Raw genomic sequence first — 23,791 nt, 5'->3', positions numbered from 1 at the left:
GAAGGTCAAGGCGCGTGCAGGCCCCGGCAAGGATCGACTTGCCGGCGCTTTTCGTCAGGCGCGGGCGAAACCGAGAACGAAAAACGCCAGCGCGCCGATCGAGGCCCATGTGCGCACGTGGTTCCACCAGACCCAATCGGTCAGATAGCGCTCACGCCAGAGATCGGTCGCCGCCTGACCGGGGGCTGCCGCGGCGAGCGCGTCATTCATCGGCACGTTGAAGACAATGGTCACCAGCAGCACGCCAACGACATAGGCAATGCCACCGGCGGCAAGCCACCACCTGCCCTCGCCCCCCGAGATGAAGGCGACGACGACGAGCGCCAGGGCGAGCAGCGCCGTGCCCATGAAGGCGCTGAGGAAGATCGGGTTCTGGATCACGACATTGATGGCGTTCATCGCGGCGATCCCCTGCTCCGGCGGCAGCCGCGACAGGGCCTGCATGATGCAAACCGAGAAGATGAAGAACAGCCCGGCCATCAGGCCGGAACCGATCGCGGCGGCAAACGCCAGAGCGGGGATCAGCGGGATCATGCGGCAAGACTCCAAACACCAGTTGCTGCGGTTTCCCGGGCGTAATCGGCAAAGTCGCGCGGACGCCGCCCAAGCACGCGCTCGACATCGGACGTCATGCTGGAATTGCGTCCGTCGAGCACCGAGGTGAAGAGATAGCGGATGAGTTCGACATAGTCATCCGGCACGCCGTCCGCCTTGAGATGCGCTGCGAAGTCGGAAACCGGAATGGCCTGATAAGAGATCCGACGGTTGGCGGCCGCGGCGATCTCGGCGACGGCCTGGGCAAAGGTCATCAGGCGCGGGCCGGTCAAGGCATAGACCTTGCCGATATGCGCATCGTCCAGAAGGGCCTCAACCGCCACGTCGGCAATGTCGTCGCAACTGACGAAGGGCTCGGTGACCTCGTCCACCGGCAGGAAGACCGAACCACTCACCACGCCGTCGGCCAGGAAACCTTCGTCGAAATTCTCGAAGAACCAGCTGCCCCGGATGACCGTCCAGTCGGCGCCGGAGGCCTGCAGCGCACGCTCGGAGGCTTCCGCCTCGTCCTCGCCGCGGCCCGACAGGAGCACCAACCGTTTGATGCCGGAGCGAACGGCAAGGCTCGAGAACTTGGCGATGACGTCGACGGCGCCCGGCACCGCCAGATCGGGCTGGTAGCAGACATAGATGCGATCGACATTTTCAAGGGCGGGCGTCCAGGTCGCCTCATCCGTCCAATCGAAGGAAGGCGACGCCGAACGGGCGCCGATGCGGACCGCTATGCCCCGCTCCCGAAGGCGATCGGCCACCCGCCGCCCCGTCTTGCCGGTACCGCCCAAAACCAGTGTGACTTTCTGAGACATCGTTTCCTCCTGAGGTTCCACCAACAAACATGAGTATCTCTCACATTTGCAAATGTGATAAATCCTCGTATTTTAGGAGTCAAGTCAAAATGTGAGCATTACTCATGATTCCAGATGCAAGTCCCGCCACGCTTCCCGCCGACGACGAGCCTGCGCTGCGCCGGACGCCGAGCCAGAAGCGCAGCCGCGAGCGCGTCGAGCAGATCCTTGCCTGCGCGACGGCGCTCATCCAGGAGAAGGGCAGCGACGCCATGCGCATGAGCGAAGTCGCTGAAAAGGCGGGGATTTCGATCGGCTCGCTGTATCAGTACTTTCCCGACAAGGCGGCAATCGTGCGCACGCTGGCCGAGCGCTACAATGCGGTCTGCAACGAGTGCATCGCGGCCGAACTGGCCAAGGTCACGTCGATAGCCGAACTGCGCGACGCCTTCTCGCTGCTGTTCGACATCTACTACGACATGTTCCTCGCCGAGCCGGTCATGCGCGACATCTGGTCGGCGATGCAGGCCGACAAGGCGCTGCGCGAGATCGATCTTGCGCAAAGCCGCGCCGGCGGAAAGCTGCTTGCCGATGTCTGGGCCCGCCTTGTGCCGGAGACACCGCGCGAAGAGATCGACAGCGCCGCCTTCCTGATCATGCATCTCGGCGACTGCACCATGCGACTTGCAGTCTCGGTCGACCGGGCCGAGGGTGACCAGATCGTCGAAGCCTACAAACGCATGACCATCAAGGATTTTGTCGCGGATGGACCGCGCGGCGGCGCGCACTCAATTGACAACTCCATGACACAATCCTAATCATCTGGGATCGATTGGTTCCCGGGACGCGAACGTGTTTCGGGAGTAAACGGGAATGTGACGGATGGACCCAAGCTGGGCATTCAAATCACGGCCGACCCCGCGACTGTAGAGCGACGTCGATCCACCGTTCCGGAGCGATCCGGAAGAAGCCACTGGCAAGACCGCGAGAGGGCGGCCGAGCTGGGAAGGCGAGGCAGATCGAGGGCATCGAGCCCAACGCCGTGAGCCAGGAAACCTGCCACTCGATACGGGCATAGGGCCCAACCGGGAATTTCCCGATGCCATCACGGAGGTTGTCATGGCTACGTCTACCATTTCGAGCACCCCGCTCTCCCTCAGCGATCGTCTGACCGCTGGCGTCATCGCGCTCTTCATCGGCGCATTCCTCGTCTTTGGCGCCGGCCTTGCCAACTCGGCAGTGCTGCACGACACGGCGCACGACACCCGCCACTCCTACGGCTTCCCCTGCCACTGACCGATGCGCCGGAACGTGAACAACGTTCCGCATCGAACAATCTGCGGACCTGAACGCATCCGGCCCGAGCCGGATGGAGGCCTGCGTGCATCCCGGTTTTTCCGGCGCGCGAAGGCCATCCGCAGCATAGGGAAAATGGGAAGGCTCAAGGACCACGCCACAGGGCGTGGCTTTTGTCGTTATCGAGGGATTTCAAGATGATTGTCAGAACGCTTCTGGCCGCGATCGTGGCTGGATTGATTGCCGGTGTCTTCATGACCGGCGCCCAGGAACTGCGCGTCACACCGCTGATCCTGCATGCAGAAGAATTCGAAGGCGAGGCACCGGCCGCTACCGAACAGCCCGCCGCCCAGCCGGGTGCGGCACAGCCGGCCGCAGAAAACCACGACCAGCATTCGTCGCTCAAAGCCGTGTCGCCGTTCGGCGCTTTCCTCGACGCTTTGTCGCCGATCACCCCGGCCTATGCCCATGAGGGCGAGCATGAGGAAGGCGGCATCATGTTCGGCATGAGCCGCTTCTCCGGCACGCTGATGGCGAACCTCGTCACAGGTTCCGGCTTCGGCCTGCTGCTCGCCGGCGTCAGCCTGGTGATCGGCTACCCGATCACGCTCAGGAACGGCGCGCTGTGGGGCGCCTGCGGCTGGCTTGCCGTGCACATGCTGCCGGCGATCGGTCTGCCGCCGGAACTGCCGGGCTTTCCGGCAGCCGAACTCGGCGACCGCCAGACCTGGTGGCTGGTGACCGTGGCGCTCTCCGCCGTCGGCCTCTATCTCGTCGTCCTGCGCGAGGAGATCGTCTCCAAGGTCGCAGGCCTGGTGGCGATCGCAGCACCCCATGTCTACGGGGCGCCGCAGCCGCTCGATATCACCAGCAACGTTCCGGCCGTGCTCGGCGCCGAGTTTGCGGTTGCCGCACTCGCCACCACGCTTGCCTTCTGGATCGTGCTCGGCGTCGTCTCCGGCTTCATCAACGAGCGCTTCGTCAAGGCACAGTGATCACTGATCACAGATCACAGATCACAGATCGTCAGCAAAGCGACGGCGGGGTTCAGGTCCCGCCGTTTTGCATGAGATGCGCCGCCAGCCGCGCGCGGCGATCTTCCGGCTCCAGCAGCACGCAAGAGTCGCAGAAACTGCCCCCTTCCGTCTTGAAGTAGAGACAGCAGCCGCAACGGATCCGATACTGGCGCGACAGCTCAGCGCCGCTTGCCGGATCGAGAGCCGCGATCTGCTCGTAGCAGAGCTCCTCTGAGTAGAGCCGCGAACCCGGTCGTTTGACGATCGCCAGCGCCTCGGCCATGCCGCGCGCCTCGTCGCCGATCGCGCGGCCGATTTCCAGGAACGCGCCGGCCAGGGCATCGGCCGCGAGCCGCCATTGCGCCCCGCTCGACAGCCCTGCTCGCGCTTTCAGAACCGCAACGACGGGTGCCAGATGGGCGATGAAGCCCTGTTCGAATGCGCTGGCACCTTCGCCACCCTGGCGCTCCGTCGCCGGCGGATGCAGGCGAAAATGATAGCGCTTGCCCGCGATTTCGACGCCACGGTGAAGCCGCGTCCAATCCTCGAAACGAATGCCGGCCACCTCCGCCTGCAACCCGGCGCCGAGATGGAACGCGCCAAGGACCACGCTCAGCTGGCGGCTATAGAAGGCGATCAGATGCGCCGCCCGGACCCGGTCGGTCATGCCGACCCCAAAGAAATCCTGATAGGCGAGCCCCGCCTCGAGGCCAGCGCTGCCCGCAGCCCAGAAGTCGCCCGGCGCGCTGAAATCACTGGCCGCCGGCCCGAGCGAGACGGCAGCCTCGGGAAACTGGGCACGCGGATGGTCGGCGACGGCCAGCGCCTGCGGCGCAAACGCCGCGGTCTCCGCTGTCGGCCGGTGGTCGTTCAAGCGCATGCCGTCTCCGTCGTCCGTTCTCATCCTCTGGCGCGGGATGCGGGCGGATTACCACACGCGCCTTCCCCCTCCTGCAGCCAGCCACCGTCGAAGCCCGCCCGCTCAAGGCCGAGGCGGATCGCCGGCATGCTGCGCATCAGCGCCCAGCTAAGGCCGCTTTGCCAGTTCTCGATCATCATGACAACGAGGCCCTGGTCAAGACCGACGACCCGCGCATCGATCCAGCCCTCCGGGCCTGCGCCGGCGGCCAGGCTCGGGTTAAAGCCGCCAGGAAAGCGCCCTTCGCTCAAAAGTCCCGGATAACTGTCTGCCATATGCACCAGGGAGGCCCGCGCCGCATCCGGCTCGAACGGCAGGCAGGCAAGCGGCGCCCAGGGCACGAGCGTGCCGTCATCAAGGCCGTAGGGTGCGCCGCGGTTCACATAGCCGAAAAGCCGCTGCTGGCGCCCATCCGCAAGCCGCAGCCGGCCGCGCGGCGCATGGCAGGCGCTCAGGCCCCACAGGTGCTCGCCATATCCGGCGAAACCGCCGGGATTGGAGCGCGCATGGTCCCGCTGCAAGGCGATGGCGCGTCGGGTATTCTCGAAATAGTCCGTCCCCCGCTCCCGCATCGGCCGGTCGGAAAGCCCGCGCAGATCGAGCCAGGCCTGCGGAAAGAGATGGATGAAGAGTGGCGCCGCATGCAGATGCGGCCGGCCGTCGACGGGAATCCAGTCATGGCCCTCGGCAAAGGCCGCATAGTGCTCCGGTTCGATCGAATGGTCGGGCGCGCCGAGTGCCAGCACATAGAGCAGCAGCGCTTCGCTGTAACCCCGCCAGCGATGCTTCAAGAACCGCCCCGGCGGCCGCCAGCCCATCGTCAGCGTGTCGCCCCGATTGAGCGCCCAGCGCCAGTCCACCCGCGCATAGAGCCGATCGGCAAGAGCGCGGATCTCGCATTCGTCCGCATCCCTACCGGAAAAATATGCAGAGGCGGTCAGGCAGCCGGCGATCAGCAGCGCCGTATCGACGGTCGAAAGCTCGCTCTGCCAGGTACGCTCGCCGGTCCGCATGTCGAGGAAGTGATGGTAGAAGCCGCGATAGCCGGTCGCCTGCCGGTGGCGGGACTGCGGGCTTTGGACAAGGAAGCGCAGCGTCGTCGCCACCCGCCGCGCGGCATCGCTGCGCGAAAGCCAGCCGCGCTCGACGCCGATCGGATAGCAGGAAAGGCCGAAGCCGGTCGCAGCGATGCTCGCCGGCGCGCCCGGCAACGCGGTGTCGGCGATCAGTCCGGTGACCGGATCCGAATGTTCGAGGAAATACCCGAACGCCGTCTGCTGCAATCGATCGATCTGAAATCGCTCAGTATTTTCCGTACGCTGCGGCATTTCGCCTTTCCTGTCCGACATCCGGCCTCATGCAGGACCCGGCAAAATCACTCTTTAGTGAAGGCCAACTACACCCAAACGGTCGCCGAAATCCAATCTTGTGTTACAGTCTTCTAATCTGACCGCGCGCAATGACTGGTTGAAGCGATGTTGAGCGTGTTGGCGTTACTCCTTTCATTGAGTGGTGGCCCGAGCCCATCGACCGCCGAGGCGACGAATGTCGACGTCGAACTGATCCTGGCGGTCGACATGTCCGGATCGATGGATCTCGACGAGGCCCGCATCCAGCGGGCCGGCTATGTCGAGGCACTCCGGCATCGCGACTTCCTTGATGCGGTCGAAAGCGGCCAGCTGGGCAAGATCGCCATCGGCTATTTCGAATGGGCCGGAACGGTGAACGAGTCCTCCGTTGTCGCCTGGAAGGTCATCGACAATGCCGCCGACGCCGACGCCTTCGCCAAGCTGATCGAAGCGCGGCCGGTCGGCACACGCCGCGGCACCTCCATCTCCAACGCCATCACCTATGGCACGGCGCTGATCGATTCCAACGCGTTCAGCGGCGTGCGTAGGGTCATCGACATCTCCGGCGACGGGCCGAACAACATCGGCCCGCCGGTGCTTCCAGCCCGCGAGATCGCGATCACGCGCGGCATCACCATCAACGGGCTTGCCATCCTCATCCGCCCGTCGGTTTCGACCGGCCCGCTTGACCAATACTATGCCGAATGTGTCATCGGCGGCCCCGGCTCCTTCGTGCTGCCGGTGCACGAGCCCGAAGATTTCTCCATCGCGATCCGCCAGAAACTGGTGCTCGAAGTCAGCGGCCTGCCACCGCCGCCGACCATACGCTATGTCGATGCCTTCCCGGCGCCCGATTGCCTGATCGGCGAGAAATTGCGGCCGGGCTTCCTCGACCGGGTCTATCCGGAGCTCGACAAGTAGCCTCGCTAGACCGGACGATGCCCCCGCAACCTTTGCGCGTCAGATTGTCGTTTCCCTTCGCTTCGTCCGACGATAAGATGGCGCGTTGCTTCGCGGATCGATTCATGTCCTTGACCACCACGCCCCATCAGGCCGAACTGGCCACAGACCCGACCACCGACACCGGCAGTCAGCACATCCGCGATACATTGCGCGATGCGATCGTCGAGCGGCGGCTTGCGCCTGGCACGAAGCTTTCGGAAAGCGACGTCGGCGAACTGTTCAACGTCAGCCGAACGCTGGTGCGCGCCGCCCTGCAGGCGCTGTCCTATGAGGGCCTCGTCAACGTCGAGAAGAACCGCGGCGCCTTCGTTGCGCACCCTTCGATCGACGAGGCGCGCCAGATCTTTGCGACCCGCCGGCTGATCGAGCCCGGCGTCGTGCGCGCCGCCGCCGCCCAGATCGGCAAGGCGGAGCTTTCCGAACTCAGGCGCATGCTGGCAGCCGAGCGCCAACTGACCGAACAGCGCGGTCAATCGGCCCGTCGTGCGGAAATCAAGGCATCGGGCGATTTCCACCTGGCGCTTGCCGACCTCTCGGGCAACACCATTCTGCGCCGCTTCATGGACGAGCTCGTCGCCCGCTCCTCGCTGGTCATCGCGCTTTACGGACAATCGACCGTTTCGAGCTGCGGCCACAGCGAACACGACGAGATCGTCAACGCGATCGAGCGTGGCGACATCGACGCGGCCGCGCGGCTGATGGTCCACCACATCGACCATATCGAAGCCGACCTCGACCTGCGCGTTCTGAAGTCGACCGACCTCAAGGCAGCGCTGGAACTCTAGTGCCGCCACCTGCGCCGGGCCTGGATTTTCAAAGCTTTTCAACACCGGTCCGAGCCCGATGGAGCTCCCCGCCGCACCTCCCTTCGTCCGCCGTCGGCAAAAGCGACGCAACCAAAAGATCAGGTTCGCAAAGCCGGAGAGAACTCGCCTGCCGTCAGCGCGAATAAAATCGGTCGACAACATGGAACCATCCCGCTGCTCTCGCGTTGCCCTCTCGCTCGAAAAGACTGTGAACGAGGAATGCAATGAGCGAGAAACTCTTTCCCACTCCCATCCCCCTGAAACTTTCGGCACGACGGCAGACCGTGGTCAGAACGGTGTTCGAAGCCGTGGAACTGCTCAGGCAGTGGCCGGGCCGTCGTGGCCGGGAATATCGCGCAGCCCTCAGGCGCTGCCTGGATGCGCTGGATGGATTGACGAGTACGGACCGAGCGAGCCGCTGCTTTGCCGCAGCCGCCCGGGAATCGGGCCTGTTGCTGGCCTGATGCGGGCGACCGGGATGATCCGGAACCGCAAAGGTGATCCGGGATATCAAGAGCTCGGAGTTTGAAGCTTTCACGATGCGCCGAAGGACGATCGGCGCATCGCCCCGACCGAAAGCACCTCTGCTGCGATCAGCAAGATTTCATGCCACGCGCGGCGATCAGTCGGCGAGTTCGGCCGCTTCCTTCGGTCCACGGTCGGCAAGCGCCTTGAGCGCCGCCTTGTCGAGCCGCCAGTCCGGCGCGCCGTAACCGAGCGGCCACTTGTACGGCTCCTTGTCGTTGAAGAAGACGACGGTCGTCAGAAGCGGGAAGGCCTGGCGGTAGGTCTGCTGATCCAGGATTTCGGCATACCATGCACGCTTGTAATCGGCCGAGCCGGAGACCCCGAGTTCGGCAACGATCACGGGCTTGCCGTAACGCGAAACGCGCTGGTACTTTTCCTTGAGCGCTTCGCCGAAGCGACGCTCGCGGCCCCAATAGTCGACGTCCATCTTCTGCAGGCCCCAGACAGGGATGCCGATCGCATCGACGACATCGTCGCCCGGATAATAGGCCGCGAGATTGCGATGGCCCTTCGGCGACCAGACGTAGCGGGCGGCCGGCGCGAGTTCCCGGCACTTGCTGACGAAGTAGCGGAACGCCGTCTTGTAGCCTTCGCTGTCGCGCCGCGCCCAGGGATAGCGCTCGCCGGGCTCCTCCATCTCATGGCCCCAGCGAACGTAGACCGGCCCGCGGAAGTCGGCGGCGCGCGTGCAAATATCGGTAATCTCGCGATCGAAGCGGCCCTTACCGATATCGGCAAACAGCCGGTTGCCGCCGGCGCGCCAGTCGGCGGCATGGGTATAGGGCTCGACCGAAAGCATCAGCGCCCGCCCCTGTCGCGCGGCATTTGCGAACTTCCGTTTCAGCTGCGCCCGATCCGGCTTCTGCCAGTAGACGAAGACATGCTCGAGTGTCAGCGCGTCGCTGGATGCGACCGCATCATGCGGATCGTAAACACCGATTTCGACCGTGCGTGTTTCCCGCTCCCTTGCCTCAGGCGTGATGGCGGCGGTCGTCAGCGACCGGTCGATACCGTCTACGGGATCCTGCGCGCGGCCCGGCGTGACTCCGGCAACCGCCAGAAGCGCCAGCGCGCCAGCACCGAGGACCGATCTTGGGACAGCAATAGGCAACGATTTTCTCCGGCGTGCCACATCTGGCACCGCATAAAACCAGACATGGCTTGCTGCGCGCTGGAAGCCGGTGCGATCGCGAGGCCGTGGGCGTCATGCCCGGATGGCAAAAAGGCCGCCGCCAAGGCTGGCAACCGCCCCGTCTCCATGATCGATTGCGCCTGCCTTCCCGAACGCGACAGACTGTTAGAGCGAGGCTCTGAGGAAACAGTGTGACGTGCGCCCGAAGCCGCTCGGCGAGCAGATATAGGGCGCGCGGCCGAGGTAGGTTGCCGTGCGCCTGCGCGTCGGTGCCGGCTCGACGATGTCTTCATCCGCCTCGGCGATCTTCAGCTGCTTCTCTTCCTTGCGGACCTTGATCGAAGGGCTCGCATAGGCACTCGAATGGCCCGATGCAAACAGCGGCGTTTCGCTGACGACCGTCGACGAGCAGCCGGCGGACAGAAGCAGGAGGCTTAGAACTGATGTCGTCGGTACGAGAAACTTGAAACCCGAAACGGCGGTGCGGCCTACGCCGGCACATGCGGTTTTGATTCGCATAAACGTCCTTTCGAATAGCGGTCCAGCCGCCTGGGGCTTCCTTTGGGCGAAAAGGCGGCGATCTTCAACCCCCTTTTTCATTATTCATTGCTTAAATTAACAATTCCTTTCTTAGAGATTCCGCCATGGTTGTGCCGCCGCTTTCGCCTTGCGCTGGCGAACATCGACGCCTTGCGGACGGCGGACGCAGGCATCGGCGCGGGCTATGAGCGAAACAATTGCGGAAAAGCAAAGGCTTGCCGGGCCCCCTGTATCACGGCATCGGCGAACGGCGATCCGTCTCTGCCGCTTCCGCGCCACCACGCCCGGTGGCAATATCCGGCCAATGCTACGGCTGATGTCCCCGGACAAAAAATCGACCCCAGCCACCGGTTCTCCGCTGGAATCCGGACGGCGGCGGCTGGCGGGGACGACGGGCCGCTGCCATTCGCTATTTTTAGCTATCGCGCATTTACGGATCCTTGACCTCTGACGGCCACCTTGGAGCGAGGCGCAACATGTTTGAGCGTATGCGCCCACTCCAAAACTGCCCGCCTCCCGCGGGCATTTTTTTGCGCGCACGGTAGCCCTGCGAGCACCAGCCGCCCGGTATTCCCAGAGACGACACCTTCCCCCGCGCGCCGCTTCAACCCGCCCCATCCTCGACGCCCATTGCACGGGCTGAGGCCTTCCAACGTCTGGCCTCGCCTTGCCGATGGGACATGCGAACTGCGCGCCGGCCAGCCGCGATCGGCTGCTCGCCAGCGCGTTTACCACACTGCGAAAGTCCCATTGCGCGAATTTAAGGAGTTGTTAATAATAGAAAGCGGAGAGCGAGGGGCAATCCAAATTGGATCAAGATACAGGTGCCGACATCGTCGGAGCCGCCGGCATCGCTGGCGCGCGCATAACCATCATTGTTTCTGCACTCGGCGCCGGCGGCACCGAGCACGTCGTCAGTCTCGTTGCCAGCCACTGGGCCCGCCTCGGCTGCACCGTCACGGTGATTACACTCGAAGCGCCGACCTCCGAACCCTATTACAGGCTCGATCCGCGCGTCACCATCGAGCGGCTCGACGTGCCGGTTCAGAAGGCTGGCAAGCTGCGAGCCGCCTGGCTGGTGGCAAGGCGGCTCTACCGACTGCGCTCCACGATCAGCCGCACCCGTCCCGACTTCGTCCTGAGCTTCCTGACGCGCACGAACGTGTTGACGCTGCTCGCAACACGAGGCCTCAGGCTTCCGGTGATCGTGTCCGAGCGCAACAACCCGGCGGTGCAGCCCTTCGGCCCCTTCTGGAAATGGCTGCAGCTTCGTCTCTACCCGCGCGCCTTTGCGCTGGTGACGATGACCAAGGGCGCGCTGGACTATTTCCCGCCGAATGTTCGCCGCTCCAGCCGGGTGATCGCCAATGCGATCAATCTGCCCGACGGCTGGCAAAAGAAGCGCGGCAACAATGTGCTCACCGCCGTCGGGCGCCTGACTGAGCAAAAAGGCTTCGATCTGCTGCTCGAAGCCTTCGCCAAGGTGGCCAGTGACCACCCCGAATGGAAGCTCGTCATCTGGGGCGAAGGCGAGGCGAGAAAAGCGTTGGAAGCCCAGCGCAACGCGCTCGGATTGGCCGACCGGGTGGAAATGCCCGGCGTCACCGCGAAACCCGGCCTCTGGGTCGAAACCGCCGACCTCTTCGTCCTGTCATCCCGCTACGAAGGCTGGGGCATCGCCCTGCTTGAAGCGATGGCCGCAGGCCTCCCCGTCGTCTCCTTCGCCTGCGAATGGGGCCCGACCGACATGATTGCCAACGGCGACGACGGCATCCTCGTCGAAAACGGCGACATCAACGCCCTGGCCGAAGCCCTCTCCAACCTGATGGGCGACGAGACCCTGCGCGCCCGTCTCGCGGCCAACGCCGAAGCCAATGTCAGACGCTACGACGCCGAACATATCCTCTCCCAATGGGACGCCGTGGCGCTTTCGGCACTGGAAAACTCGAGCACCCCGAGGGCCACGATGAAGCCCCGGGCCATCCCCGCTTCCGGCTAAGGATCTGGCCGCGTTGGCGGAGACAACCGCGAACGCAGCCTCGGAAAGGGTATGTCCTGACAAAGCGGTCGTGACAGGCGAGCGCTTTGTAGACCAATGTTGGTCAGCGTGCCGCCGCAGTTGAAGACCCGGTAGATGCCGGCGCCGAAGCTGCCGCCGGAGGGGACGGAAACGTTGAGCGTGCCGTCGAGCACCAGGTTGCCACCGACATCGACAAGATCGTTGAGCGCGCCACCGGCGACATTGGCCTGGCCGAATTCGAAATCGAGGAAGGAAGCGGCAGCGAGCGACAGATTGCCATTGATCGTCAACGTTCCCGGGCTGTTGCGGGGCGCAAGCGTGCTGCGGTCGATCACGACGACGCTGCCGCCGATCGTGCCGCTGCCGCCGGGCAAGGCACCAGAACCAACCGTCGTCAGTCCGGTTGCAATCGACTGGTTGCCGTTGACCAGCAGCTTGCCGGCATCGACGTTCGTGGCACCCGAATAGCTGTTGCGCCGGAGAGGATCCGTCGCTCACGATCCTTGCATGAGGTGACGTGCAATCTGCACCAGCGCTGCATCGCTGCCGTCTGACCCCTTTGTTCGTTTTCCCGCCTCCAGCCAGCAGACGTTCATGACCGCCAGAATGTCGTCGTCCGATTGGACCACGCCTGCCGCGTCAAAGTCTCTTCGAATGATCGCAAGAATGTCGCTGCGTTCGACGTCCAGCGCCGCCATCGCAAGACCATCCGAGTAGGTCTTGGCATTTTCGCCGGCAAGGGCCAGTTTCTCCGCCGCCCAAAAGCCAACCAGCTTGTTGCGACGTACGATTCGCACCATTTCCGCGCCCGGACCAGCCATCGAAATTCTCCATTGCTGCCTGGCCGGCCATCCTAGCAGAAACCACGAGGAAGAGGGTTGGATTATCCAACGTTGGCGGAACATGCCGTGCGCAATTTCGCGTCGTAACAAAATCGCTGGAAGTGTCCCAAACCTGCGCGCACATCAAATCTGGGCAAAAATCAGCCAGAAAACCTAGAAAATTCAATGTTCGCAAGTGACTGGTGGGCCCGGAGGGACTCGAACCCCCAACCAAGCGGTTATGAGCCGCCGGCTCTAACCATTGAGCTACAGGCCCACTCTGGATCCGCTCCTGTCCTTAAACCGTAACGGTCCAGGGATAAGACACGGGGCAGCAACTTTAAGTGCTACGGCGGCCTTTGCGCTTCTGAACGAGGCGTGGCACCGTCGTGATCCAGGCCCGCGAACCAATGGCAGTTTGCGGGTGGCCAAGGCTCTAGCGGAAAACCTTTTTGCGGACAAGCCATTGCCGCAATGCTCACACAATCGATAGCCAAGAAGACGCTTGGGACGGAACAACCGGAGAGACATTGAAGATGATTTCCACACGCACTGCCCGCACGCTTTCGATCGCCGCCTTCGCTGCAGCTTTTGCTGGCGTTGCCGCCGCTCAGGCGCAGGAGACGGACAAGGACAAGGCCACCATCGTCGTTGCCGGCGAAGGCCGCGCGACGACCGCGCCGGACATGGCAGTCCTGCAGCTGAGCGTCGTCAAGGATGGCAAGACCGCGCGTGAAGCGCTGGACGCCAACAACAAGACCATGGCCGAAGTGCTGAAGGCGCTGAAGGACGGCGGCATTGCCGATCGCGACCTGCAGACGAGCGGCTTCATGCTCAACCCGCAATACAGCTACCCGACCAACACCGACGGCAGCAACCGCGCGCCGGAGCTGATCGGCTACCAGGTGACGAACGGCGTCAGCGTCCGCGTTCGCGATCTCGCCAAGCTCGGCGAAGTGATCGACAAGTCGGTTTCGCTCGGCGTCAACCAGGGTGGCGGCGTACAGTTCACCAACGACAAGCCGGAAGCCGTGATCACCGAAGCGCGCAAGGCAGCCGTTGCCGATGCCGTTGAGAAGGCCAAGGTGCTGGCCGAAGCGGCCGGCGTCTCGGTCGGCAAGATCGTCAACATCTCCGAGCAGGGCTTCCGCCCCGAGCCGGTGCCGATGATGCGCGCCGGCATGGCCAAGGAATATGCCGCCGACGCCGTTCCGGTCGCAACCGGCGAAAACAGCTACAACGTGACGGTCAACGTGACCTTCGAAATCAAGCAGTAAGGCTTGTCAGCAACGCCCGCGGCCAAGCGCGGGCGTTCAACGATCGAACGCCCCTGGTGCCAAAGGATCGGTGCCGGGGGCTTTTCTTTTGGGCGCTGGTGCTCGCGATGCACTCGACTAAGACCGGGCCCGGCGCTGAATGCCGTCCGACCTCCAGGCTTAAATTTGCCGGCACCTGCTTTGACATCGCTTCCCGCGCGCGATTTGCTGCCGCCCCTCGCCCTGCGGCATCGCCCGCGACCGCTCCGCGATCTCCGCCTGGCGTCGCCCTCGCCTCCACGTCCTCGTCATCTTCGCCGCTAAAGCGGACCTCCAGCCACATCGCATGGATCGTTGGTCCCGAGTGTTCGGTCGAGGAGATCCTTGGCAGGTATTCCGGGCGATGGCTGACACATGGGCTGGATCTGGTCTGAAGAAGATCAGCCGATGCCTAGGCCGCAGATGTCCGCGATGGAACTGCGCCGCGCGTTCATTCGTCTGGCAATGCTAGAGGGCAAACCGGCCGGAGCTTTGCCGTCGGTTCGGCAACTACGGTGCCTGACACGACGATCGCCCGAGCGGACGATTCGCACGTGTGGACCGCGCTGTCGGCCTGATCCACTTCGCTTCGTTCACGCGTCCCGACCAGGACTGCGCGCAACCGGCCCCTTGGTCGCTGCGGCGTCAAACAAAAAGCCCCCCATGCCTTGGCATGAGGGGCCATTCTTCCGCCGGCCGGGGGAGACGAGGCGGGAAGATTGCTTAGGTGTTACCAGCGGCCGATCGTCGGGCAGCCGCGGGCGTTCGCAAACACGATCGTCTGGCGTTGGCCGTGGCGACGGCCTTCGACGACGACGCGGCGCGAAGAGACGTCGGCGACATAGGCGCGGCGGAGTCCACGATCGCGGGCCTTGTCGACGGCCATCCAGGGCGCGCAACGGCCGCGGCGGTCACGGTCCCAGTGGCGGTCACGGCCGCGACCCCAGTCGCGCTCGTCACCGTAGCCGCCGTCGTAGTCGCGATACTGGACGTCGACGCCACCGCGCGGGCCGAAACCGAATTCGATCGATTCCGCCGAAGCGGTGGAGGCGGCACCCAGCAGGCCGGTAAGTCCGATGACGGCGGCGGCAGCGGCGTTAAAAAGGCGGTTCTTCATAAGATCTCTCCAAGCTTGAAGGGTTCGAGGGGCAATCACCGTCCCAAGCGATTGATCAGAGAATAGGGTCGCCAAGCTGAACGACAGCGGAACCCGATGTTCATGGGACGTTCAGATTGCCAGAACGTGATGACCACACGCGCGTGGAGGAGACTTTCGTGCAAGTCACAGTCGATAAGGCATTGCTTATAAACAAGTATTTCGAAGGGCTTTGACCGCGGCCAAGGCGCCGGGACGCGCCTTCGCCTGCGCTTGGACAAGCGGCGAATCAGCCGCCGTCATCGGCGTGCCAGAAGTGATTCGCGCCGGTATTTTCCCGATCAAGACATGATCAGTCATCCGGCGGTCAGTAAGAAAACTTGAAAATGAAGGGGCGCGGCCGTCAGGAGCGGTCGGCTACGCGTCCCTCAGGCGGCAAGCGCCCGCTCAAAGACGCGAATATTGCGATAATGGCTGAGGCGGGTGATGGCGCCGTCCTCGATCTCGAAGACGAGCACGCTGGGGATAGAGTAGCTCTGGCCAGTCGCAGGGGGAAAGCCTTCCATGGTCTCGCGGTAGGTGCCCCGTACCGTCAAATCGGCGGCCACGCGCTGGCCGAAGGCATCGCGCATCAGCACCACGTCTCCGAACTGCTCGTCGAATCGGCGCAGATAGTTCATCAGCCAGGCGCGCAAGGGGCCGACGCCGACGGTGCGTTGACCGGTCAGCGAATCGAGTTCTATGTCCTCATGCACGAGCCGCGCCAGCGCCTCGAAATCCCGCTGGTTCAGCGCCTCGATAAAGCCGCTGGCAATCGTCTGTGCATCGGTCATTCCGGTTCCTCCCTAGCCTCGAAGGCCGGTTCCCAAGCCCTTGCTCTCGCCCCTTTATCTAGAACCCTTGCGCCGCCGTTCAATCGTCGGCGCCGGCCAATCAGGCGGAAAGATGCAGGACGATCTCGCGGCGATGCGGGCGGTCGCGATGCTCGAAGAGGTAGAGCCCCTGCCAGGTGCCGGTGAGCATCCGGCCACCACTGACGGGAATGCCGAGCGATACCGGCGTCAACGCCGCCTTGATATGTGCCGGCATATCGTCGGGGCCTTCCTGGGTGTGCACGATCCAGCGCATGGAGGGATCCGAGGAAGGCGGCACGAGGCGGCGGAAAAAGGCGTCCAGATCGCGCTTCACGTCCGGGTCGGCGTTTTCCTGGATGAGAAGCGAACAGGAGGTGTGCCGCACGAAGACCGTGAGCAGCCCCTCGCCGTCGGCGTTGGCGCGTACGAAGGCCGCCGCCTCGTCGGTAAATTCATAGAGCCCCTGGCCATGGGTGGCGATGGTGATGCGCGTTTGCGGCATGAAGGCCTCCGGCAGGCGGTCGCATCCGCCCGAGAGGCGGTGCGACCCGTTGATATGCCCAATGCTTCTATCCCCGGACCGTTCCCGGTCCAAGGCGATCTGCCGCAATCCGTCGCGGTGGCGTGCCTACATCTCCAGGAAGGTCTCGAAGCCGCCATAGATCATGCGCTTGCCGTCGAACACCTGCTTCCAGGCATCGCCCTGCAGCCGCGGATCGGCCATGACCTTGGCAACGATCGCGTCGCGCTCGGCGCGGGATTTGTAGGTGATCCAGGAGAACACCACCGTCTCATCGTCCTTGGCCTGCACCGAGCGGGGAAAGGACGTCACTTCGCCATAGGGCGCGTCATCCGCCAGGCATTCGTTGTAGGCGAGCGCGCCGTGCTCCATCCACACCGCACCCGCCGCCTTCGCCATCGCCTTGTAGGCCTCGATATTCGCCTTCGGCACGGCAACGATAAAGCCATCCACATAGGTCATCGATATAGTCTCCTCTGTTCGTTCTACGAGCATAGGACGCAGGACGGCCAAGAGTTCCGACATCGGGACGGAATTTTCTTTCAAGTGCGGCGCGGCTTTTGTCGGAACCGCGCTTCCCCGTTCGTCCTTGGCCGGTAGCATCCAAATCGGGAGACACCCATGCAGAAGATCACGCCGTTTCTCTGGTTCGACGATCAGCTGGAGGACGCCATCGCTTTCTACACCGCCATTTTCCGCAACACCCGCATCACCGACGTGAAGCGGGGCCCCGACGGCAGGGCCTTTACCGCATCCTTCGAGCTCGAGGGGCAGCACTTCATGGGGCTCAACGGCGGGCCGCATTTCAAGTTCAGCGAGGCCGTGTCGTTCTTCCTGCGCTGCACCGACCAGGCGGAAGTCGACTACTTCTGGGAAAGGCTCTTGGACGGCGGCACGCCGCAGCATTGCGGCTGGCTGAAGGACAGGTTCGGTCTTTCCTGGCAGATCATCCCGGACGCCCTGATGCGTCACCTCGGCGATCCTGATCCGGCGCGTGCGGCCCGCGCCCAGCAGGCGATGATGGGCATGGTGAAGATCGATGTCGCGGAACTTGATCGCGCAGCCGCTGGTTAAGCGGAAGAACGGTCCCCTGGCGCCGGCTCAACCGGGCTGCGGCGTTAGCTGCCGCAGCCTCTGAGCTGCTTGCTGTAGACCTGGGCCATGCCGGCCGCCCGCTTGGCGCCGTTCTTGGCCGTATCGCTCCAGTTGCCTCGGGAATAGCCGCCGTGGCCATGGTAATAGGCGATGTAGAGCCTGTAAGCGTCGTTGAGGGCGATGCCGTTCCGCTGGGCACTTTCGCGATGGTACCAGGCGATGAAGCGAATCGCGTCGCCGAAGTCCGAACGCCGCGCTGCCCAGCGGCCGGTCTCGCTCTGATAGCGCGCCCAGGTGCCGTCGAGCGCCTGGGAATAGCCGTATGCTGTCGAAGCGCGCGTCCAGGGGATGAAGCCGAAAAGCTTGGTGCGTGGCGGACGGGCATTATGGCGGAAGCCGGATTCGGTGTAGATCGTCGCCATCAGGATCGGCACGGGCACGCCGTATTCACGCTGGGCGCTATAGGCTTCCCGGCGCCAATTGTTGAAAAGGCCATCTTGCTGCTCGAAAACCGCGCAGGCATTCCGGGTGTCTCTCGGCACCGTTCCGCAGCCGGCCAGCAACAGGAGGACGACGACAAATACGCAACGCATCGCAGAACCTCTTGCTTCCCCGCAGCACGGCGATTGCGCGCAAGGCAATGCCGCGGGAAAAATGCTCGAACACCACGGGCCGCCCGTCGGGGCCGCGGCGCTCCAGAGATTGATAAAACGTAAACCTTAAGGATCTCTTTTGATTCAAAGGAGAACCATCGAAGGCCCGGCCATTGAACTTTCGCCACCGGAGGTTTTACGATCCACGGGAGACATGCCGCGCCAGCCATTGGGCGCAAAGGAGCGTATCGATGAAAATATCCGCCTTGATGGTGCTCGCCTTCACCGGCTTGTTCGCCGCGACTGGCCTCGCGCGCGCCGACGAATGCGCCGATGCGAGCGACCAGGCGACGATGAATGCCTGCGCCGACAAGGCGCTGAAGGCCTCCGACGCCGAACTGAACGCCCTTTACAAGCAAATCCAGGGACGCCTGAAGGACGATGCCGACAAGACGAAGCTGCTGGTTGCCGCGCAAAGGGCCTGGATCGCCTATCGCGATGCCGAATGCGATTTCGCAAGCTCGGGCGTTGCCGGCGGCTCCGCCCAGCCGATGATCACGCTTGAATGCCGCGACGATCGCACACAGAAGCGCGTCGCCGACTTCAAGACCTATCTGAGCTGTGAGGAGGGCGATCTCAGTTGCGTCCTGCCGCCGGCAAACTGATCCGGAAAAGAGCGACGGTCACGGCGCTCGTAGCGGCGCTTCTCTGCCACGCCGGCAGCCACGCCGGGGCGGCAGATATCGACGCGCTTTATCGCAGTGACGCGATCGTCACCGGCACGGGTGAGGCCAATCGTGCGATCGGTTTTCGCGAATGCCTGCGTGAAGTGCTCGTCAAACTATCCGGCGATCCGACGATCACGGAGGCGCCCCGGTTTGCTGCAGCGGAGGCCAAGGCCGGCAGCTTCGTCTCGACCTTCTCCTATCGCGATCGCCTCGAAGGCATCCCGATCCATGACGAACAGGGCACGCACGACCGCCCGCATGACCTCACCTGCCGGTACCAGCCAGCAACGCTGGATCCGCTTCTCGCAGAACTCGGCCGCAAGCCATGGCTCTCCCCTCGCCCGGCGATCGCCGTATGGCTGGCGGTCAAGGACCAGAAGCGCCGCTTCGTGCTGACACGCGACAGCAGTGAAAGTCCCTATATGGCGGATTCGCTTGAGGCAGCTGCAAAGCCGCTGGCGCTTTCGACCGTGCTGCCGGATGCAGCGACCGTAACCGCCCGGAAACCCGCGCTCGACACCCTGCCGCAAGCGGATCCGGCGCAGCTCTTTTCACCCGTGACACAAACCGACGGCGACGTGCGGCTCATCGGCACGCTCGTCTGGTCCGACGCCGCCCGTGGCTGGATCGCCCAATGGCAGATGGACGCGGGCGGCAAGCGTTACCGCTGGCAGTTGAGCGGCATCAGCTTTGACGACGCCTTTCGCAACGCCATGCGCGGCGCGGCCCGCATCCTCTCGGGAAACGGTGCGCCGTGAACGAGGCATCTGGCGTTGTGGCCGCGATTATCCTCACGGCCGCAACACCGGCTGTTCATCCAAGCGAGGCAATCAGTTCGCGATAGGCAGCCTCAGGGAAGGCTTTCAGCGTCGTCGAGCGCACATTGCCGGCCATGCCAAGCGTGAGCGCGAAGCGTGCGGCCACCGCATCGTCAGGCGCTTCGACGATGGCCACCATGTCGTAGTCACCCATGGTCAGGAAGAAATGCTTGAAGGAGCCGCCCATCTCGCCGAGCACATTCCGTGCGAGGTCGAGCCTCTTCGGGGAATCACGCACATTCTTGACGCCCTGCTCGGTCCAGTTGAGGAGCATGACATACGTCGTCATCTGACACCTCCACGGGGGCACGCTTCACGCCCGCGGTGCGATTGCTCCCGCGTACAAGACGGGGTGCCCCAGATTACTGCGAAGGGGCGACTATACTCCCCGGCGAAAGCGCCCACAATAAATCGCATGGGTGAGGCGGAAACGAAAAAGCCGGGCACGTGGCCCGGCTTTCGATCTTTCCATGTACCCGACTTTAGCTGTCGAGGAAGCTTCTGAGCTTCCTGGAGCGGCTCGGATGCTTGAGCTTGCGGAGCGCCTTCGCCTCGATCTGACGGATACGTTCGCGGGTAACCGAGAACTGCTGGCCGACCTCTTCAAGCGTGTGGTCGGTGTTCATGCCGATGCCGAAGCGCATGCGCAGAACGCGCTCTTCGCGCGGCGTCAGCGAAGCGAGAACGCGGGTGGTTGTCTCGCGCAGGTTCGCCTGGATGGCGGCGTCGATCGGCAGCAGCGCGTTCTTGTCCTCGATGAAATCGCCGAGGTGCGAATCCTCTTCGTCACCGACAGGCGTTTCGAGCGAGATCGGCTCCTTGGCGATCTTCAGGACCTTGCGGACCTTTTCGAGCGGCATGGCGAGCTTTTCGGCCAGTTCTTCCGGCGTCGGCTCGCGGCCGATCTCGTGCAGCATCTGGCGCGAGGTGCGGACGATCTTGTTGATCGTCTCGATCATGTGCACCGGGATGCGGATCGTGCGGGCCTGGTCGGCGATCGACCGGGTGATCGCCTGACGGATCCACCAGGTGGCATAGGTCGAGAACTTGTAACCGCGGCGGTATTCGAACTTGTCGACCGCCTTCATCAGGCCGATGTTGCCTTCCTGGATGAGATCGAGGAACTGCAGGCCGCGGTTGGTGTACTTCTTGGCGATGGAAATGACGAGGCGCAGGTTCGCTTCGACCATTTCCTTCTTGGCGATACGCGCTTCGCGCTCGCCCTTCTGCACCATCGAAACGATGCGGCGGAACTCGGCGATCGAGATGCCGGTTTCCGTGGCCAGATTCTGGATCTCCTGGCGGATGTCGCGGATCGTCTGGTTTTCGCTCTTGGCGAATTCCTTCCAGCCCTTGCCGGCCAGGTTGCTGATCGACTTCATCCAGTTCGGATCAAGTTCGGCGCCCGAATACTGCTCCAGGAACGAGTCGCGCTTGACGCCGTAGGATTCTGCGAGACGCAGCAGGCGGCCTTCGTTCTGCATCAGGCGCTTGGAGATGTCGTAGAGCTGCTCGACCAGGCTGTCGACGCGGTTCTGGTTGAGCGACAGCGACTTGACCGCCTTGATCAGCTCGTCCTTGAGTTCCTTGTAGCGGCGCTCCTGGGCGGGCGACAGCGTGCCGGTGGCAGCAAGGCGGGCTTCCACCTGCTGGTCCTGCAGCTTGCGCAGCTTCTTGTAGGTCTCCGCGATGATGTCGAGGGTTTCCATGACCTGCGGGCGCAGTTCCGCTTCCATGGCGGCGAGCGAGAGGTTCGACTCGTCGTCGTCTTCCTCTTCCTCCTCGGCCGGCATGACGTCGCCGCCGACATTGGTGATGTCGTCGTCATTGGCAGGCGAGCGAACCTTGCGGGTCTTTTCCTTTTCCTCGGCAGCCTTGCGGTCGGCCTCGATCTTTTCCGGGCTCTGGAACTGCGGAGCAGCCTTGGCCTCGGGACCGGAATAGGTGGTCTCGAGATCGATGATCTCGCGCAGAAGCGTCTGGCCTTCGTTCAGTTCGTCGCGCCAGATAATCAGCGCCTGGAAGGTCAGCGGGCTCTCACAGAGACCGGCGATCATTGTCTCGCGGCCAGCCTCGATGCGCTTGGCAATCGCGATTTCGCCTTCGCGCGACAGAAGCTCGACCGAACCCATTTCGCGCAGGTACATGCGAACCGGGTCGTCGGTGCGATCGGTCGGTTCCTTCTTCTTGCTGGTCGCAAGCGAAGTACCGCTGGAAGGGGCCAGTTCGCCGCCTTCGCTTTCGTTATCGTCGTCGCTGGCCTCATCGTCGCCGCCGCCGGCAGCTTCTTCGGCTTCCTCGTCCTCGATCACGTTGATGCCCATGTCGGACAGCATTGCCATCGTGTCTTCGATCTGTTCGGAGGTGACTTCCTCGGACGGAAGGACCGAGTTCAACTCGTCCATCGTCACGTAGCCGCGCTTCTTGGCGGCCTTGATCATCTTCTTGACAGCGTCATCGGAAAGATCGAGAAGCGGGCCGTCCGGAGCGCCTTCGCGTTCTACGTCAGCTTCTTCGTTTTCTTTGACTTTGGTTGCCATTTAGTTCGTCGCTTTCCTTGTCGCAACCGGCGTGAGCCCGGTGCCAATGCCGCTCGAAGGTCCGGGTGCGCCGCGCACCCGCCACCGAATCATTTCCCCTGACGTAACGGGATGATGTTTAATTCCTGTTTAACCACGAGTGTACTCGTGGCAAAGCGGACAAGCTCCGACAGTCCTGCCACTGAAACGTCTCTGGCATGATTCCCTAACCGCCGTGTCATCTCGCCATTTCTTATTCGGAAATGGTGATTCCCAGAATTTTCGATCCCGTCAAGCATTTCCGCTGAAAAACCGGATGATTCGGTAAAAATCACCGTTCCTGTCGCTTTTTGGGGTTTATCAGCTTCCGCTGAAGATGTAGGCGCTGCCCGCCAAAAGACAAGGGTAGCAACAATTTAATCGGCAAGGTCTCGTTGTGCCATATGCGCACGCGCAACCAGGACTGCATTTTTCGGTCCGGTCCTAAACCGACCGGCCGTCGTATTTGACGACTTTCACCGCCTCGATATCGAACTCCGGCAGGCAGCGCAGGTTGATCGCCGCCATCTTCCCACGCGGCCCGTCGCCCTCACCGAATGGCGCGATTCCGCAGGTGTCGCAGAACCGGTGCTGGATCACATGCTTGTTGAAGACATAGGTCGAGAGGTCCGCTTCCGGCGTCGTCAGCGTCAGCTTGTCGCGGGCAACGAAGGCGAGCAGTCCGCCGCGACGGCGGCAGAGCGAGCAATTGCAGTCGATCGCTTCGCCAAATTCCCCTTCCACCTCGAAGGCGATCTTGCCGCAATGACAGCTTCCCTCATAACGCATGCATGCATCTCCTCTACTTCCCGGTGCGACGACGTCGCCACTGCCATCAAGATAGAGCCTCCCTGCCTTCAAGCAAGCGCAGGCGGCAGCCAGGCATGTGCACGCAAAACGATTCCCGAGGGAGCCCATTGTCGAGAAAAAATCGCAAGATTATTCCGGCTTTTTGCTTGCGCTTGACCTGATCGCGCAGGACCTTCGCACCGAAACGGAGGCTCGAATGCTCATCAAGGAAACCGACGCCATGCGGGTGTTATCGATCGGTCGGCGGCTCACCATTCCAGACGTCAAGACGGAGAGCGCCATGCTGGCGCCTCTCATCGAGGCGGAGATGGAACGTGCAGGAATGATGCCCGCAGGTCCCTGGATCTTCATCGCGAACGATCTACCGAAAAACGCCAAGACGCCGTTCGACTGGCGCATCTGCCGCCCGGTCACGGGCGGCAAGGATTATCGCGGCGCGCTCGATCTGATCGAACTGGAGCCGATCATGGTGGCGTCCACGCTGCACCAGGGTCCGATGCGCAGCCTTTTCACCCAGGGCTACGCGCCGCTGGTCGCAAAGATCGAGATGTCCAGGCACAATTTCTCCGGCGAGAGCCGCGAGATTTACCACCGCTGGGCGGGCCAGGGCGCCCGCTATCACGAGATCGAGATCCAGTTCGGCCTCGCCAACTGAACCGCCGACCCTCACGGGGTACGCCGGCCCTTGCGGCCC

29 protein-coding genes, 1 tRNA gene and 1 riboswitch are annotated in these 23,791 nt (G+C 63.2%); of the genes, 13 read left to right on the top strand and 17 right to left on the bottom strand.

Features of this window, described 5'->3' with window-relative positions:
- Positions 1-54: 54 nt before the first annotated feature.
- Together ASE71_RS19385 and ASE71_RS19380 are read right to left on the bottom strand one after the other, a co-directional pair.
- Complete coding sequence (locus ASE71_RS19385; RefSeq protein ID WP_034791970.1) at positions 55-534, bottom strand: DUF1772 domain-containing protein; 480 nt, start codon at positions 532-534, stop codon at positions 55-57.
- Positions 531-1,361: an NAD(P)H-binding protein gene (locus ASE71_RS19380; RefSeq protein ID WP_060515857.1), complete on the bottom strand. Its 831-nt coding sequence runs from the start codon at positions 1,359-1,361 to the stop codon at positions 531-533. Before ASE71_RS19380 ends, ASE71_RS19385 begins: the two co-directional genes overlap by 4 nt.
- Positions 1,362-1,465: 104 nt before the next feature.
- Between ASE71_RS19380 and ASE71_RS19375 the strand changes: the two genes are divergently transcribed.
- The 3 genes from ASE71_RS19375 to ASE71_RS19365 all read left to right on the top strand — a co-directional run bounded on the left by ASE71_RS19375 (position 1,466) and on the right by ASE71_RS19365 (position 3,631).
- Positions 1,466-2,158 (top strand): TetR/AcrR family transcriptional regulator, encoded by a 693-nt coding sequence (locus ASE71_RS19375; RefSeq protein ID WP_060515856.1) that lies wholly within the window; start codon positions 1,466-1,468, stop codon positions 2,156-2,158.
- Positions 2,157-2,419: riboswitch (cobalamin riboswitch) on the top strand. It overlaps the preceding gene by 2 nt.
- A 40-nt stretch (positions 2,420-2,459) precedes the next feature.
- The gene (locus ASE71_RS19370; RefSeq protein WP_034791966.1) at positions 2,460-2,636 is read left to right on the top strand and encodes a CbtB domain-containing protein; all 177 of its coding nucleotides are present in this window, start codon (positions 2,460-2,462) and stop codon (positions 2,634-2,636) included.
- A 197-nt stretch (positions 2,637-2,833) separates the two neighbouring features.
- Positions 2,834-3,631 (top strand): CbtA family protein, encoded by a 798-nt coding sequence (locus ASE71_RS19365; RefSeq protein ID WP_034791964.1) that lies wholly within the window; start codon positions 2,834-2,836, stop codon positions 3,629-3,631.
- A gap of 52 nt (positions 3,632-3,683) precedes the next feature.
- Here the strand turns inward: ASE71_RS19365 and ASE71_RS19360 are convergent, their stop codons facing one another.
- Together ASE71_RS19360 and ASE71_RS19355 are read right to left on the bottom strand one after the other, a co-directional pair.
- Positions 3,684-4,532, bottom strand: coding sequence for a (2Fe-2S)-binding protein (locus ASE71_RS19360; RefSeq protein WP_113544707.1), 849 nt, complete (start codon positions 4,530-4,532; stop codon positions 3,684-3,686).
- Between the two features lie 20 nt (positions 4,533-4,552).
- On the bottom strand, positions 4,553-5,899 hold the full coding sequence (locus ASE71_RS19355) for a glucoamylase family protein (protein WP_060515855.1): 1,347 nt from the start codon (positions 5,897-5,899) through the stop codon (positions 4,553-4,555).
- A gap of 147 nt (positions 5,900-6,046) precedes the next feature.
- Between ASE71_RS19355 and ASE71_RS19350 the strand changes: the two genes are divergently transcribed.
- The 3 genes from ASE71_RS19350 (at position 6,047) to ASE71_RS19340 (ending at position 8,153) form a co-directional block, all read left to right on the top strand.
- A complete protein-coding gene (locus ASE71_RS19350; protein WP_034791962.1) occupies positions 6,047-6,841 on the top strand; it encodes a DUF1194 domain-containing protein in 795 nt (264 codons plus the stop codon).
- 104 nt (positions 6,842-6,945) lie between these two features.
- Complete coding sequence (locus tag ASE71_RS19345; RefSeq protein WP_060515854.1) at positions 6,946-7,668, top strand: GntR family transcriptional regulator; 723 nt, start codon at positions 6,946-6,948, stop codon at positions 7,666-7,668.
- A gap of 245 nt (positions 7,669-7,913) precedes the next feature.
- Positions 7,914-8,153: a DUF982 domain-containing protein gene (locus tag ASE71_RS19340; protein ID WP_034791960.1), complete on the top strand. Its 240-nt coding sequence runs from the start codon at positions 7,914-7,916 to the stop codon at positions 8,151-8,153.
- Positions 8,154-8,311: 158 nt separating this feature from the next.
- Here the strand turns inward: ASE71_RS19340 and ASE71_RS19335 are convergent, their stop codons facing one another.
- Together ASE71_RS19335 and ASE71_RS19330 are read right to left on the bottom strand one after the other, a co-directional pair.
- Positions 8,312-9,328 carry a glycoside hydrolase family 26 protein gene (locus ASE71_RS19335; RefSeq protein ID WP_060515853.1) on the bottom strand — a complete coding sequence of 339 codons (1,017 nt, stop codon included), beginning with the start codon at positions 9,326-9,328 and terminating at the stop codon, positions 8,312-8,314.
- Positions 9,329-9,514: 186 nt separating this feature from the next.
- The gene (locus tag ASE71_RS19330) at positions 9,515-9,868 is read right to left on the bottom strand and encodes a hypothetical protein (protein ID WP_034791958.1); all 354 of its coding nucleotides are present in this window, start codon (positions 9,866-9,868) and stop codon (positions 9,515-9,517) included.
- Between the two features lie 42 nt (positions 9,869-9,910).
- Between ASE71_RS19330 and ASE71_RS35815 the strand changes: the two genes are divergently transcribed.
- Entirely contained in the window at positions 9,911-10,333 is a 423-nt protein-coding gene (locus ASE71_RS35815; protein ID WP_127889300.1) for a hypothetical protein, read from the top strand.
- A gap of 364 nt (positions 10,334-10,697) precedes the next feature.
- Positions 10,698-11,888, top strand: a complete 1,191-nt coding sequence (locus ASE71_RS19325; RefSeq protein ID WP_060515852.1) for a glycosyltransferase family 4 protein — start codon at positions 10,698-10,700, stop codon at positions 11,886-11,888.
- Here the strand turns inward: ASE71_RS19325 and ASE71_RS19320 are convergent.
- From ASE71_RS19320 to ASE71_RS19310, 3 genes are all read right to left on the bottom strand, one after another.
- Entirely contained in the window at positions 11,885-12,283 is a 399-nt protein-coding gene (locus ASE71_RS19320) for a hypothetical protein (RefSeq protein ID WP_060515851.1), read from the bottom strand. The genes ASE71_RS19325 and ASE71_RS19320 overlap by 4 nt on opposite strands.
- Before the next feature lie 120 nt (positions 12,284-12,403).
- The gene (locus tag ASE71_RS19315) at positions 12,404-12,730 is read right to left on the bottom strand and encodes an ATPase inhibitor subunit zeta (RefSeq protein WP_060515850.1); all 327 of its coding nucleotides are present in this window, start codon (positions 12,728-12,730) and stop codon (positions 12,404-12,406) included.
- Positions 12,731-12,931: 201 nt separating this feature from the next.
- Positions 12,932-13,007, bottom strand: a tRNA-Ile gene (locus tag ASE71_RS19310).
- Between the two features lie 259 nt (positions 13,008-13,266).
- On the opposite strand from ASE71_RS19310, the gene ASE71_RS19305 reads away from it, so the two are divergent.
- The gene (locus tag ASE71_RS19305) at positions 13,267-14,007 is read left to right on the top strand and encodes an SIMPL domain-containing protein (protein ID WP_034803426.1); all 741 of its coding nucleotides are present in this window, start codon (positions 13,267-13,269) and stop codon (positions 14,005-14,007) included.
- Between the two features lie 748 nt (positions 14,008-14,755).
- Here the strand turns inward: ASE71_RS19305 and ASE71_RS19300 are convergent.
- The 4 genes from ASE71_RS19300 to ASE71_RS19285 all read right to left on the bottom strand — a co-directional run bounded on the left by ASE71_RS19300 (position 14,756) and on the right by ASE71_RS19285 (position 16,957).
- Entirely contained in the window at positions 14,756-15,142 is a 387-nt protein-coding gene (locus tag ASE71_RS19300; RefSeq protein WP_034803430.1) for a hypothetical protein, read from the bottom strand.
- A gap of 407 nt (positions 15,143-15,549) precedes the next feature.
- Positions 15,550-15,954: a ketosteroid isomerase-related protein gene (locus tag ASE71_RS19295; protein ID WP_060515849.1), complete on the bottom strand. Its 405-nt coding sequence runs from the start codon at positions 15,952-15,954 to the stop codon at positions 15,550-15,552.
- Between the two features lie 100 nt (positions 15,955-16,054).
- A complete protein-coding gene (locus ASE71_RS19290) occupies positions 16,055-16,477 on the bottom strand; it encodes a secondary thiamine-phosphate synthase enzyme YjbQ (RefSeq protein WP_060516154.1) in 423 nt (140 codons plus the stop codon).
- Positions 16,478-16,603: 126 nt separating this feature from the next.
- Positions 16,604-16,957, bottom strand: a complete 354-nt coding sequence (locus tag ASE71_RS19285; RefSeq protein ID WP_060515848.1) for a DUF1428 domain-containing protein — start codon at positions 16,955-16,957, stop codon at positions 16,604-16,606.
- A gap of 159 nt (positions 16,958-17,116) precedes the next feature.
- Between ASE71_RS19285 and ASE71_RS19280 the strand changes: the two genes are divergently transcribed.
- On the top strand, positions 17,117-17,569 hold the full coding sequence (locus ASE71_RS19280) for a VOC family protein (protein WP_060515847.1): 453 nt from the start codon (positions 17,117-17,119) through the stop codon (positions 17,567-17,569).
- Positions 17,570-17,613: 44 nt separating this feature from the next.
- Here ASE71_RS19280 and ASE71_RS19275 read toward each other — a convergent pair whose 3' ends face one another.
- Positions 17,614-18,183: a membrane protein gene (locus ASE71_RS19275; RefSeq protein ID WP_034803436.1), complete on the bottom strand. Its 570-nt coding sequence runs from the start codon at positions 18,181-18,183 to the stop codon at positions 17,614-17,616.
- Between the two features lie 251 nt (positions 18,184-18,434).
- Between ASE71_RS19275 and ASE71_RS19270 the strand changes: the two genes are divergently transcribed.
- The gene (locus ASE71_RS19270) at positions 18,435-18,848 is read left to right on the top strand and encodes a lysozyme inhibitor LprI family protein (protein ID WP_082566223.1); all 414 of its coding nucleotides are present in this window, start codon (positions 18,435-18,437) and stop codon (positions 18,846-18,848) included.
- Positions 18,824-19,669 (top strand): DUF2066 domain-containing protein, encoded by an 846-nt coding sequence (locus ASE71_RS19265; protein ID WP_060515846.1) that lies wholly within the window; start codon positions 18,824-18,826, stop codon positions 19,667-19,669. Before ASE71_RS19270 ends, ASE71_RS19265 begins: the two co-directional genes overlap by 25 nt.
- A 55-nt stretch (positions 19,670-19,724) precedes the next feature.
- On the opposite strand, the gene ASE71_RS19260 is transcribed toward ASE71_RS19265, so the two are convergent.
- From ASE71_RS19260 to ASE71_RS19250, 3 genes are all read right to left on the bottom strand, one after another.
- Positions 19,725-20,018, bottom strand: coding sequence for a GYD domain-containing protein (locus ASE71_RS19260; RefSeq protein ID WP_034803438.1), 294 nt, complete (start codon positions 20,016-20,018; stop codon positions 19,725-19,727).
- 193 nt (positions 20,019-20,211) lie between these two features.
- The gene (gene rpoD, locus ASE71_RS19255; protein WP_034803439.1) at positions 20,212-22,269 is read right to left on the bottom strand and encodes an RNA polymerase sigma factor RpoD; all 2,058 of its coding nucleotides are present in this window, start codon (positions 22,267-22,269) and stop codon (positions 20,212-20,214) included.
- Positions 22,270-22,731: 462 nt separating this feature from the next.
- Positions 22,732-23,076, bottom strand: coding sequence for a GFA family protein (locus ASE71_RS19250; RefSeq protein ID WP_060515845.1), 345 nt, complete (start codon positions 23,074-23,076; stop codon positions 22,732-22,734).
- 217 nt (positions 23,077-23,293) lie between these two features.
- Here ASE71_RS19250 and ASE71_RS36255 point away from each other — a divergent pair, with 217 nt between their 5' ends.
- Positions 23,294-23,752, top strand: a complete 459-nt coding sequence (locus ASE71_RS36255; protein ID WP_060516152.1) for a hypothetical protein — start codon at positions 23,294-23,296, stop codon at positions 23,750-23,752.
- Positions 23,753-23,791: the final 39 nt, after the last annotated feature.

The organism is Ensifer sp. Root954, from assembly GCF_001429005.1.
GTDB lineage: Bacteria > Pseudomonadota > Alphaproteobacteria > Rhizobiales > Rhizobiaceae > Ensifer > Ensifer adhaerens.
Note: the sequence above shows the minus strand (reverse complement) of the source record. Positions and strands in the feature narration are given on the sequence as shown.